Genomic DNA, 13,008 nt, shown 5'->3' with positions numbered 1-13,008 from the left:
AGCTGTTTCTTCATCGCTTCATTTGACGGAATATTAATACGATTCAGAAAGGGTGTTAAATATGACAAAATCTCAGCATGAAGTTGCGTATGGAAAAGGGAGTGTGCTTGCCTATCGCACATATCTTCCTCCTCTTGTGGGGGTAAAAGTAATTCCTGAATCGGTCTTTAAAGGACGATCCAATATTTTATTTGCTTCCAATATACAAGTAAAGGTAGCAGGGGAAGCCTTTCGTCCGTCTTTTTCAGAAGGAGATAACTCATTAGTTGTGGCAACCGATTCAATGAAGAACTTCATTCAGCGTCATTTGGGATCTTATAATGGTTCGACTATGGAAGGATTCCTCGATTATGTCGCTAGAGCTTTTTTAGATAAATACGATCAAATGTCGTCAGTAGAGCTTACAGGAGATCTTCTATCATTTGAACAGATGGATGTCACAAATGGAGTGGAACGGCTTGCCAGTGAGCTTGTTTTTAAACAGTCAAACAACGAACAATCACAAGCTTCCCTACTCATGGAGCGACTGGATGATTCATACGAAATCACTAAACAACAAAGTAGCTTAAAAAATCTTCAACTCATTAAAGTTCAAGGGAATTCCTTTTCTGGTTTTGTGAGAGATGAATACACCACGTTACCTGAGGATTCAAATCGTCCCTTGTTTATTTACTTAGACATTCATTGGGCTTATGAACATCAGAGTGATGCGCTTGGTCATCAACCTGAACTGTATGTAGCAGCTGAGCAAATTCGTGATCTTGCAGCATCTATCTTTGACCAGACAGAAACAAAATCAATTCAGCATTTAATTTATGAAATAGGATGCACGATTTTATCAACGTTTCCTCAGCTCACACATGTGTCATTTGAATCACAGAACCACACGTGGGATCTCATTGTAGAAGACATTCCAGGATCAGTTGGAAAAGTCTATACAGAGCCAAGACCACCTTATGGATTTCAGCTCTTTACCGTAACGAGGGAAGATGTAGGTAGTCGACAAAAGCAACAGTCTCAAGAGGGTGTACGGTAAATGACAACAGTAACTACTCATGTCCTTGATTTAACAAGAGGTTGCCCAGCAGAAGGGATTCATGTTGACATATACGCGCTCGAATCAAATAGGAAGAAACGTTTGATCTCATCACAACAAACAAATGCGGATGGTCGAATGGACCAACCACTCATATCTTCCGAGCATTTTCACGAAGGTGAATACGAGATCCACTACGCCGCAGGAGCATACTTTAGGCAACAGAGTCTAATTGAAGAGAAGCCGCATTTTACAGAATGGATTGTTACCCGAATCTTTCTATCTGTAGCCGAAGAATACTATCACATTCCACTTCTTGTTTCACCATGGGGCTATCAAGTGTATCGCGGAAGTTAAACAGGTTGATTGGGAGGGTTCGGTATGAATGATATACATGTCGTGTTGGATCACCTAGATCAAGTAAAGCTACCAGCGTATCTTGCAACGATTGTTGAAGTTGAAGGATCTGCTTACAAAAAAGAATCGGCATGTATGTTGATTCAAAGCGATGGAAAGACAGTAGGGTTTATAAGCGCAGGTTGCCTAGAACAGGACTTAATTGAACGAGTGAAACGAGGAGAGGATTCACAAACCGTTATTTATGATATGAGTGCAGAAGACGACGTATCGTTTGGTTCAGGTGCAGGATGTAATGGCATTATCCATGTACGGCTAGAGAGGATGGATTCTATTTATCTCACTCATTTAAAACAAGTGAAAAGGCTTGTTCAAAGCGGGAAGGAGGTTCTTGTTGTGAAAGACCTGTCTCTGAACAGATCCTTATTTATTCCTGAAGGAGAGAACCCGTTTGGCAGTGCTTCACCTTTCTCAAGGTCTGAAATGGAGGAAATAAAACATCAAGCGGATTCCTTAGGTTATGTAAGTAAACGAGTGTATACACAGACAGGCAATCCCCTTTTTATACAGCGAATCACTCCGAAGCCGCGTTTAATCTTATTTGGAGCTGGAGAAGATGCTCTCCCGCTTGTGACAATGGCCGCAGATGTAGGGTTTAACGTCATGGTTTCGGATTGGCGCCAACGTTTATGTACAGTTGAACGGTTTCCCAAGGCAACAAGTGTCTTACATGGTTTCCCTCATGAAGTCCTGCAAACGTTAGATGTTTGCTCAAATGATTTTGTTATTCTTATGACCCATCATTTTGAGCATGATCGAACGCTCCTAAAGCAACTCAGAGGCAAAGAACTTACCTTTTTAGGAGTACTTGGATCGGCTAAACGAACCGCACGTTTAGTCGAGCAAGAGGATGTTCCACCAGATGTTCGTTCACCTGTTGGGCTTTCTATAGGAGCCCAAGGTGCCACAGAAATCGCCATAAGTATTGTTGCCGAGCTCATCCAGGTGGTTCGTTCAAAATCAACAAATGTAAATAAGGTGCTTGTTTGATGAAGATTATTAGCATCATTCTTGCTGCAGGACAAAGCAAACGTATGGGAAGAGATAAGCTAAGTTTGCCTATTCGCGGCGGAACCATTGCTGGAAGCGTGTTATCATCGTCACTTCAATCGAACGTAGACCATACCATCGTTGTGACAAATCCAACTAATCATTGTCTGTGGGCACCACAAGAATACAGTCATTCAGATTGGTCGCACAAGTGGTCTATTGTCGTTTGCCCCGAAGCTTGGAAGGGGCAATCGTATTCGGTTAAATGTGGAATGGAAGCAACTAAACAGCTCGCTGCCGATGCCGTCCTTATTTTACTTGCAGATCAGCCTCATATTACGAAAAGCTATCTTAACCACATGATTAGTCGCTATAAACAATCCAAGGACCTTTTATTTGTAGCTAGTCGTTTAAATGGAATTCCACAACCTCCAATTCTATTCTCAAAGCAATTATTTCCACAGTTTCATAAGTTAAAAGGTGACCGGGGAGCGGGGCAATTGATCCGTGCTAACCCACTTGCAACAAAAGGAACGTACCTTGAAGTAGCCTATTTAAAAGACATTGATACTCCTTCAGATTATAGGCAGTACATTGCAAAAAAAGGGAGCTGAGCAAATGGAGGATATCATCCCTCAATCACCAAGTGTTTGGCTACCTCAAACGGTAGAGGAGGCTTGGCAATTCAAAGAAACCTATGGAGAAGAGGCTGAGTTTGTTTCTGGTGGGACGCTTGTCCAGGTGAAACGAGAGAAGCTTGGTATTCTTGCACCTCAACTCATTAGTTTGCATCTAATCTCAGCGTTGCAAGGAATGGAAGAAAAAGAAGCAGGCACCCTCACCATAGGGGCAAATGTTACGTTAAGCCAATGTCTCAGTCAACCACTTCTTAAAGAGGGCGCACCACTCGTTACAAAAGCGATCTCAACCATTGGTGCCCCGGCTATTCGTAATCAGGGTACTCTTGGAGGCAACGTTGTCTACGGAATCGGTGATACCTTGCCTGCGTTACTTGCTTTAGAAGCAACAGTTACCACGTACAATGCAAGTGGTTATTCGACCGTGCTTCTAGAGGAGTATTTACACGATATAGACTCTGCTATGTTAGTCGCTGTTCATATCCCTATTGTTGTAGAACCTAAGAATCATTACTGGTTTTATGAAAAAGTCGGAAGAAGGGAGGCGTTTGTTCCTTCCACTGTTACAGTCGCGATGTGTTTAACGTGGGATGATACAACGACGTTTCAATCTGCCCGACTTGTTGTATCCGGCAGTGATCATCCACCTCAACGATTACAAGCATCTCAATCCGTCATTGAGGCTTCGTCAATGGATACTCTAGATTTAGAACAAGTAAAAACAAGCTTGCAGTCAGATATTACTTTTAGTGGGAGCGCGTTTTCTTCAGGTTCTTATCTTGAAATGGTGGCAACGAATTTGATTTACCATCAGTTTAAAGAGCTTATTCAGTCATCGTAACGAGAGGGGGGATATGAAGATGGAACAGATAGATGGGAGAAATCGAATTCGTCCGGATGGGAAGGCAAAGGTAACGGGTCGCTTATCTTACCTGACTGATCTGGATATGCCAGGAATGTTGTATGGCAAGATACTTCGTAGTGCTCACGCACATGCAAACATTCTCAGCATTAATACCAAAAAGGCAGAGCAAATCCCAGGTGTGCATGCCGTTCTGACGTATAAAGATGTGCCAGGTACAAACGGCTTCGGAATTATTCTGCCAGATCAGCCAGTTCTCTGCTGGGATAGGGTGCGATATGTGGGCGATGCAATCGCATGTGTCGCGGCTGAAACAAAGGAAATTGCAGCCTACGCATGTACATGTATTGAGGTGGATTACGAACCACTTCCGGTAATCGATACGCTAGAGAAGGCTCTTGATCCAGCGTATCCAGCGCTTCACCCAAATGGAAATATCCTGCATGAAGCTGGTCACGTTAGGGGGGATCTCGACAAAGCGTTTACACATGTAGCTCATACTGTTGAACAAACCTATGAGCTTCCTAGACAGCTGCATGGATATATGGAGACAGAAGGAGGTGTGATTGTTCCAGAAGAAAATGGTGAGCTCACAGTGTATGTAGGAACCCAGCATGGCTTCAAAGATCAGTTTCAACTATCGCGTATCTTAAACATGCCCCAATCAGCCATTCGAATTGTCTCATCACCCATGGGTGGATCCTTTGGAGGCAAAGATGAGTTGAACATCCAACCATACGGCGCGTTACTTGCATTGGCAACAAAGCGACCTATTCATCTTCATCAAACAAGACAGGAGTCGATTCGCAGTAGCATCAAACGTCACCCGATGACTATTACAATGAAAACCAGTGTAGATAAAGATGGGTATCTCCTCACTCATGAAACGTTGATAAAAGCAGACACAGGCGCTTACTCAACGCTTGGTCCAGCCGTTCTTGATTTCTCAGTGGAGCACGCAACAGGTCCTTATGTGATTCCAGCTGTGAAAACAAAAGGCTATTCCATTTTTACGAATAATGGTGTGGCGGGAGAATTTAGAGGCTTCGGTGGAAATCAGGTGACGTTTGCCCTAGAAGGTCAAATGGATCGATTAGCAAAAAAGCTGGGGATGGATCCAATTGACTTTAGAAAAAAAAACCTTCGAAAAGCACACGATTTGGGCCCTCTTGGTCAACGAATTGCCCAAACGGATGGTGCATCACAGGTTCTTGAAGCCATAGACCGTTTACATCAGGAACAGCAGCTTATAGAGGCCTCTCCAATGTCACACGTCATTCGAGGGTTCGGAACAGCGATAACCATGCACGGAGGCGGATTAGGTTATGGAAGACTTGACCCTGCGGGGGGAAGAATCTCGTTAAGAAGAAATGGAAAAATTGAGCTTGCCTTTGGATTTGAAGAAGCAGGGCAAGGAATTCTAGCAGTCATTGAAACCTTAGCATTAGAAGAAATTGGATGTGACGTAAATGATTTGTCCATTGTCATCGGCGATACATCTCGAGTTCCTACCTCGGGTTCTACAACAGCATCGAGAGGAACTAGCATGGTGTGGCACGCACTTCAAAAGCTCAAACAACCATTTAAAGAAAAGTTGATCTCTTGTGCTGCACTAAAGCTAGGAATGGATAAACCGTCACTACTATTAGGAAAGCAAGGGATTTGGCAAAACAAAGAAGCTGAATCTCGCCTTGTTCTAACCTATGCCGAGCTCGCTTCCGAGTTAAAGGAAGAAATCGTTATGGATACACGCTTTGATTTTCCGACAACACCAGACCCTATTGATTCTGGTCATTTTTTATATTCGTATAGTGGTGTGCTAGCAGGAGTAGAAGTGAATGTACTCACTGGAAAAGTGAAACTGATTCAACTTGATCAAGCAGTGGCTGCCGGACCGATTGTGAACCGAAACGGGTACGTGGGTCAAATTGAAGGTGGAGGAAGTATGGCAGTGGGCTATACGTTAATGGAAGAAGCGTTGATGAAGGACGGACAATATGAAACGACAAACCTTGATACGTATTTAATGCCTGGAATCTCTGATCTTCCTTTTGAGATGAAAACCATTCCAATTGAAGATTTACCAGAACACGATCTCTATGGCCCAAGGGGTGTGGGAGAAATTGGAACGGTAGGTGTTGCTCCAGCGATCGCGAGTGCTGTATATAACGCGATTGGCGTAAGAATTCACAAGCTGCCAATCTCTCCTGAATTCATATTACACTCTCTAACAAAAAGGGAGGTACGTACATGAGTCAGTCGGTGAACAAACATGCTTCAGGTGAGATGACTATTCAATTTCAGTTGAATAATGAATCGGTCGAAAAAGAAGTTCAGCCAACCAAGCTGTTAGTAGATGTCCTACGAGAAGATTGCGGAAAAACAGGGACAAAGCGCTCATGTGGGATCGGCCGATGTGGTGCCTGTGCTGTACACATTAACGGGGAACTCTCTGCTTCCTGTTTAACAATGGCCTATCAGGTAGAAGGAAAATCCGTCACAACGATTGAGAATCTAGTGCAGGGTGAAGAGCTCCATCCCGTACAACAAGCAATGCTCACGCATGGTGGCTTTCAATGTGGCTATTGCACCCCTGGAATGGTGATGGCCATTGATGCACTGCTTGCCACTCACACAAATCCTACGGAAGAACAGATTAAAGAAGCGCTGTCTGGAAACCTTTGTCGATGTACGGGTTATGGCGGGATTATCAGGTCGATTCAACATTTACTAGAGGGGAGTGAGGGACATTGAGTGATAAACAGCTGGCAATGAGCTTTAAGCAGGTTGGAAAGCAATACCTTAATGGCACAACCGCATTAGATTCGTTCTCATTGACTGTTAAGGAAGGAGAGTTCATTAGTTTCTTAGGCCCTTCAGGTTGCGGGAAATCAACGGCTTTAAAAATGGCAGCGGGTTTGTCAGAACAAACAGAAGGTGAGATTACCATCTTTGGACGATCTCCGAAGCAAGCCCTTCAAGAAACAAACGATATTGGATTTGTGTTTCAAGAGGCAAATCTCCTTCCATGGAGAAGAGTTCTTGATAATGTCATGCTGCCACTTGAACTCCGAGGAGGAAGAAAAGCAGAGAATAAGAAAGAAGCCATGCGGATTCTTGAACTTGTTGGATTAAAGGATTATGCACATGCCTACCCAAGAGAGCTCTCAGGTGGGATGAAGATGAGAGTGTCTATTGCTCGCACACTTGTAGCTAAGCCAAAGGTATTACTGATGGATGAACCATTTGCGGCACTAGATGAATTAACAAGGCAATCCTTACAAAGTGAACTTCTGGACATTTGGGAAAGAGAGCAGATGACCATTTTATTTGTTACACACAATGTGTATGAGGCTGTGTACCTTTCATCAAGGATTGCTGTTATGTCTTCTCGTCCCGGTAGACTCACAGCCACACTCAATATTGATCTACCTTATCCAAGAACAGAAGAAATACGAACAAACCCTCAATTTGTCCACTATGTTGAAGAAGCTTCCTTAGAGCTAGAACAAAAAAGCGGAAGAAGGGAGACAGGCTAATGCCAGTAACATCTGAAGTAGAAACTGTGCAGCGAGTAGCTGAGAAAAAATTAAGACCAAATCAAGGTTGGCTTACATTTAAAGAATATTATGTAGGACCAATCGTGGCTTTTATCTTATTTCTATCCTTGTGGCAGGTTGTTCCGCTCCTATTTACGATTCCACCCTTTATCTTGCCGAAGCCAACAGACGTTTTTCAAGCTGCTATCACCGATTGGGCCATTTTAAGTGCAGCTGTGCAAGTAACAATCCTAGAATCTGTTATCGGTTTTTTACTTAGTGCGGTTATAGGAATCTCAAGTTCAATTCTTTTGGCTAGTTCAAAAATCATTGAAAGAAGTTTGTACCCATACGCCATCGTTCTGCAGAGTATTCCTGTTGTCGCTGTAGCCCCTATCATCGTTATTTGGTTTGGCGCAGGTTTGAATTCAATTGTGGTCATATCGTTTCTTATAGGGTTCTTTCCTGTAATCTCAAATACATTAATGGGTCTTCAATCAGTAGATAAACAAATGAATGAGCTTTTTACAATCTATCGTGCTTCTAGATGGCAAAGAATGTGGAGGTTGCGAATCCCTGCTGCATTGCCATACATGATGACTGGCTTAAAAATTTCGTGTACCTTGTCGATTGTGGGTGCCATCGTTGGAGAATATGTAGCGGGCATTGGAGGCGGTAATGGTGGACTTGGCTATGCCATTACAGTGGCAGCCATTCAGGTGAAGACTCCATTTTTGTTCGCGTGTGGAATGGCAGCTGCTATTCTCGGAATTTGTTTCTATTTGCTTGTTAGCCTATGTGCAAAATGGCTGCTTGCCAGCTGGCATGAATCGGCCATGAAACTCGAAAATTAAACTGGAGTTGGGGGTCTAATCTATGAAACGTTCATCATTTGTGGGAGCAAGCTTAATGATTGCGACTGGAGTTCTTTTAGCGGGGTGTGGAGAAGAAGGAAGTGCCTTGGGAGCAGCGGATGGGTCTCATGAGGATGTAAAGCTTGTATTAAACTGGTTTCCTAAATCTCAGCATGGAGGAGTATATGCAGGAATAGAAGAGGGGCTATTTGAAGAACAACAGATTGAGTTAACGGTTGAGCCGGGGGGTCCCCAAGTATCACCGATTCAGATTGTAGCGGCTGGTGATGCGGATTTTGGACTAGCACACGCTGATCAACTAGTCATCGCACGTAATCAAGGCATAGAGTTGGTGGCACTTGCCGCTACCATGCAAGGTAGTCCTCAGGCATTTATGTATCATGAGGGAACAGAAATAAATGATTTTGAAGACTTAAATGGTCGCGAGGTATTCATTCAACCAGGTATTACATACTGGGACTTTCTTAAAAATGAATATGATTTATCAGGCGTAAATGAACTGGCTTATAATGGTCAGAACGTAACGTTTATTGAAAAACAGGAGTCCGTTACTCAGGCTTTTGTGACGTCAGAACCATTTTTTCTAGAACGTGAAGGGATTCCTACGGAGACACTCTTAGTTTCTGAATCGGGATATGATCCATACAATGTGGTGTTATTTGTCACCAAAGATTATTTAAATGAGCATGCATCCGTTGTGGAGAAATTTGTAGACAGTTACCTTGAAGGATGGAAATTGTACGAAGAAAACTACGAGGAGATTAATGAAGTTATTACAGCGGCAAATCCTAATATCGCACTAGAAGAATTAAATTACGAAGCAGAAACCCAATATGAATATATTTACGGGTTTGATGCAGCTAGCCAGGGAACAGGGTATATGACAGCTGATAAGTGGAGGACGTTAATAGATCAACTCCTTGAAATAAACCTTTTAGATGAAGACTTTGAAACAGAAGACATTTTCACAACGGAATTTCTTCCTGAAACTTAATTCAAACAAGAGGCCAACGAGAGGCCTTTTTTCTATTGTGTGTTTAGTTATTTTATCTAAAAAATGAACTATTATTTGGTGTTATCGCCAATGTATCATTAGCTTGAAATCGTTATGATAAAGCTAACAGATAGAGTGGAGTAAAGGAGGACGAGAACGATCGCACAACTACAGCCGATGTATCCAGAACAATCAATTAGTGATTGGATTAAATGGTTAGCATCCTACGGGAAAACGGAAAATGGAGGGGTGACGAGGCTTCTCTATTCAGAGTCCTGGCTGGAAGCTCAGCTTGCATTACAAAAACAAATGATCCAAAGAGGATTCACGGTTCGTTTTGATGAAGTTGGTAATTTGTATGGACGTTATGTCGGCACAGATGAACCAGATTCTATCATTCTGACAGGCTCCCATATTGATACGGTTCGTGATGGAGGACAGTTTGATGGAGCCTATGGAGTGCTAGCTAGTTTTCTGGCGGCAAGTGAATTGTACTTTGAGTATGGCCCCCCTAAGCGGACGATTGATGTGGTTTCTTTAGCGGAGGAGGAGGGAAGTCGTTTCCCTTTTACGTTCTGGGGTTCCAAATGGATAACTGGACAAAGTGTGTTGGATACGGCAGACACCTATATTGATTCTGACGGCATCTCCCTTCAGCAGGCGATGATTGATGCTGGATTTGGAAAGAGCCTTTCAACAAATACGTCAGCAGAAACGATTCAGGCTTTTATTGAGCTTCATATTGAGCAGGGCATTCTTCTTGAACAGAAACAAAAGGACGTTGGGATTGTGAGCGACATTGTCGGGCAGCGAAGATACATGATCCAGTTTAGCGGTGAGAGTAACCATGCAGGAACCACACCGATGTCCATGCGAAAAGACGCTATGCGTTTAGCAGCTGAATTTATCACATACATCACAGATCAGGCTGAACAACTTGATTCATCACTCGTGGCGACGGTTGGACGTTTAGTGGCATCACCGAATGTGCCAAATGTCATTGCTGGAGGGGTTGAGTGCAGCTTAGATGTACGACACGCACAAACGAGTGTTTTAGATCAATTTGAAACAATCATTCATCAATTTAAAGAGGTAGCTAAGCAAAATGAGATGGAGATGAGCCAAGATTGCTGGTTACAGATTGAGCCAGTCCAATTAAGCAATGTGTTTGTTGAACGGGCATTATCTCAAGCAGACGAGCTTGGCTTCTCTTCTGAAAAAATGGTGAGTGGGGCAGGGCATGATGCGCAGGTGTTTGGACAAACCTGTCCAACCTTGCTTTTATTTGTACCAAGTCAAAAGGGGATCAGTCATTCTCCTGAGGAGTGGACAGACCCAGAGGCACTTGAAAAAGGACTTCAACTTCTGAAAGCACAGCTTTATGCACTAGCGTATGAATAGGAGGAATGAACTCATGTATCAAGATTTATCTACTCCATTGCGAACGATTTTAACACCGGGTCCAGTGGAGGTTGATCCGAGAGTATTGCGTGTGATGTCCACACCAATTGTTGGCCAATTTGACCCAGCATTTACGGGTGTTATGAATGAAGTAATGGACATGTTACGTCAGTTATTTCAAACGAAGAACCAATGGGCTTTTCCGGTCGATGGGACGTCACGCTCGGGCATTGAAGCGATGCTTTGTAGTGTGATTCACCCTGGAGACGTTGTTCTCGTCCCTGTCTATGGTCGATTTGGCAACCTGTTAATTGAAATTTGTGAGCGATATGGTGCAACAGTCAAGGTGATTGAGAAAGAATGGGGTCGTGTTTTTGAGCCAGAGGAAATCATTAGAGCCATGAACGAGGTTAACCCTGATATCGTTGCGCTTGTTCATGCTGAAACATCAACTGGGCGTATGCAGCCATTAAAAGAAGTGGGCGAGGCCTGTCGCAAGCAAGACATTTTATTCATTGTTGATGCCGTCGCTTCTATTGGTGGAGCAGATGTGAAAGTGGATGAATGGTGTATCGATGGATTAATTGCCGGTACTCAAAAATGCTTATCCGTTCCTTCTGGTCTAGCTCCGTTAACATACAACGAACGAGTGGAAGAGCGGATTGCTAAACGTAAGAAAGTAGAGCGAGGCATTGCAACAGAAGAAGAGCTTAAATTAACCAATCAGCAATTTATTCGTAGTAATTACTTTGACTTATCGATGCTTCAGGATTACTGGGGGCCGCGTCGTTTAAACCATCACACGGAAGCGACTACTATGATTTATGCCTTACGCGAAGGGTTACGTCTTGTTTTAGAAGAAGGATTGGAGGAGCGCTTTAAGCGTCATGCTTATCATGAGAAGGCATTAATGATCGGTCTCGAGGCAATGGGATTAGAGCGATTCGGAGACGATTCGGTTAAACTGCCGACGGTTACATGTATTAACGTGCCTGAAGGTGTAGAAGCCGATGAAGTGAGGCACACATTACTTGAGATGTTTGGGATTGAAATTGCGAGCTCATTTGGACCACTTCATGGGAAGATTTGGCGAATTGGTACAATGGGATATAGCTGTCGACGAGAAAACATTCTCGCTGTTCTAGGTGCACTTGAGGGCGTTCTTGTTTATTACGGTGTACCAGTTAATAAAGGAAGGGCACTTGAAGTGGCTATCCGTTATTATGCAGAGGAACAAAATTAAAGCCAGAATGGACTAGGTCCATTCTGGCTTTTTGTTAAGACGTTTTTGATAGTAACGGTGCTTGTTCCTTTGAGATCGGAGCAACAATTTCACGTTGCTTAGAGATTGTAAAGAGAACAATCCAAATCAAGATGAATCCAGTGAATTGAGCAGCAGTGACACTCTCTTGGAAAACAAGCCAGTTCACAATCATACCTGTCATCGGAAAACTTAGTTCAGCGAGTGTAGCGACACTTGCTTTTGTATTCGTCAACCCTTTGTAATAAAGAAGCATACTGAACAATCCTGGCAATAGCGCAGATACTAATAGATTTACACCAATTAGTGTCATACTTACGGAATCACTTGGAAGTGTCCACGCAGCATTTTGAATAAGCATAATGACTGTAATAAATGGAATAGCTAATACGAATCGTAAGGACGTGACGGTTTCAAACTTCATTTGCTTTAATAATAATCGACCCATTACCGTTGATCCACCCCATAATGCTGCGGCAGCTAATGAAAGGATACTTCCCATCTGAATGACTTCACCCATATGACCAAGTGGTAACGAGAAACCAAACGTTAAAAAGTATGTTCCAATTAAAGCGACAATAACGAGTGGTGTAAAGTGTCTTGGAAACATCTCTTTTAGTAAGATACGTGCGAGTATAATCGCAAACAATGGCTGCATTTTTTGAAGCAATAATACAGCATTGATATTTCCATACGTCAAACCTGCCGTAAATAACAGCGTAGCTAAAGCGGATCCTCCCCATGAAATGAAAAGCAATGCACCAATATGACTTTTCTTCAGCCCTTTTAACTCTCGGCGATTAAACCAGAGTATAGGAATCGTAATAAAAGCGAGTAACATGTGTTCAATAAACACAATTTGTGCAGATGTTAATGTATCGAGAAGTAATACTCTAAAGAGCGGATTGACTCCCCAGAAGGCAGCACCTATAACGATGAGCCAAAACGTGTTTTTTGATTTTAGACCTGTTTGTTCCATGATTCAAACCCCTTTT

The 13,008-nt window shown here is 43.0% G+C and carries 13 protein-coding genes; 12 read left to right on the top strand and 1 reads right to left on the bottom strand.

Translation table 11 applies throughout. The annotated features are described in order from the left end of the window. Nucleotides 1-61: 61 nt before the first annotated feature. The 12 genes from pucL (at nt 62) to NSQ54_15905 (ending at nt 11,995) form a co-directional block, all read left to right on the top strand. On the top strand, nt 62-1,036 hold the full coding sequence (pucL, locus tag NSQ54_15960) for a factor-independent urate hydroxylase (protein WYP25800.1): 975 nt from the start codon (nt 62-64) through the stop codon (nt 1,034-1,036). Beyond that, nucleotides 1,037-1,393, top strand: coding sequence for a hydroxyisourate hydrolase (gene uraH, locus NSQ54_15955; GenBank protein WYP25799.1), 357 nt, complete (start codon nt 1,037-1,039; stop codon nt 1,391-1,393). It begins immediately after the preceding gene. A 24-nt stretch (nt 1,394-1,417) separates the two neighbouring features. Beyond that, entirely contained in the window at nt 1,418-2,443 is a 1,026-nt protein-coding gene (locus NSQ54_15950; protein WYP25798.1) for an XdhC family protein, read from the top strand. Continuing rightward, nucleotides 2,443-3,057 carry a nucleotidyltransferase family protein gene (locus tag NSQ54_15945; GenBank protein ID WYP25797.1) on the top strand — a complete coding sequence of 205 codons (615 nt, stop codon included), beginning with the start codon at nt 2,443-2,445 and terminating at the stop codon, nt 3,055-3,057. The genes NSQ54_15950 and NSQ54_15945 overlap by 1 nt, the downstream gene beginning before the upstream one ends. A 4-nt stretch (nt 3,058-3,061) precedes the next feature. Further along, entirely contained in the window at nt 3,062-3,922 is an 861-nt protein-coding gene (locus NSQ54_15940; protein ID WYP25796.1) for an FAD binding domain-containing protein, read from the top strand. A gap of 19 nt (nt 3,923-3,941) precedes the next feature. Next, a complete protein-coding gene (pucD, locus tag NSQ54_15935) occupies nt 3,942-6,197 on the top strand; it encodes a xanthine dehydrogenase subunit D (GenBank protein ID WYP25795.1) in 2,256 nt (751 codons plus the stop codon). Continuing rightward, entirely contained in the window at nt 6,194-6,697 is a 504-nt protein-coding gene (locus tag NSQ54_15930) for a (2Fe-2S)-binding protein (GenBank protein WYP25794.1), read from the top strand. The genes pucD and NSQ54_15930 overlap by 4 nt, the downstream gene beginning before the upstream one ends. After that, complete coding sequence (locus NSQ54_15925) at nt 6,694-7,482, top strand: ABC transporter ATP-binding protein (GenBank protein WYP25793.1); 789 nt, start codon at nt 6,694-6,696, stop codon at nt 7,480-7,482. Before NSQ54_15930 ends, NSQ54_15925 begins: the two co-directional genes overlap by 4 nt. Beyond that, a complete protein-coding gene (locus NSQ54_15920; GenBank protein WYP25792.1) occupies nt 7,482-8,336 on the top strand; it encodes an ABC transporter permease in 855 nt (284 codons plus the stop codon). The genes NSQ54_15925 and NSQ54_15920 overlap by 1 nt, the downstream gene beginning before the upstream one ends. A gap of 22 nt (nt 8,337-8,358) precedes the next feature. Then, entirely contained in the window at nt 8,359-9,351 is a 993-nt protein-coding gene (locus NSQ54_15915; protein ID WYP25791.1) for an ABC transporter substrate-binding protein, read from the top strand. Between the two features lie 177 nt (nt 9,352-9,528). Next, nucleotides 9,529-10,752, top strand: coding sequence for a Zn-dependent hydrolase (locus NSQ54_15910; GenBank protein ID WYP25790.1), 1,224 nt, complete (start codon nt 9,529-9,531; stop codon nt 10,750-10,752). 13 nt (nt 10,753-10,765) lie between these two features. Then, entirely contained in the window at nt 10,766-11,995 is a 1,230-nt protein-coding gene (locus NSQ54_15905) for an alanine--glyoxylate aminotransferase family protein (GenBank protein ID WYP25789.1), read from the top strand. A 34-nt stretch (nt 11,996-12,029) separates the two neighbouring features. On the opposite strand, the gene NSQ54_15900 is transcribed toward NSQ54_15905, so the two are convergent. After that, on the bottom strand, nt 12,030-12,992 hold the full coding sequence (locus NSQ54_15900; GenBank protein ID WYP25788.1) for a DMT family transporter: 963 nt from the start codon (nt 12,990-12,992) through the stop codon (nt 12,030-12,032). Nucleotides 12,993-13,008: the final 16 nt, after the last annotated feature.

The organism is Alkalihalobacillus sp. FSL W8-0930 (assembly GCA_037965595.1).
Lineage (GTDB): Bacteria > Bacillota > Bacilli > Bacillales > Bacillaceae_D > Alkalicoccobacillus.
Note: the sequence above shows the minus strand (reverse complement) of the source record. Positions and strands in the feature narration are given on the sequence as shown.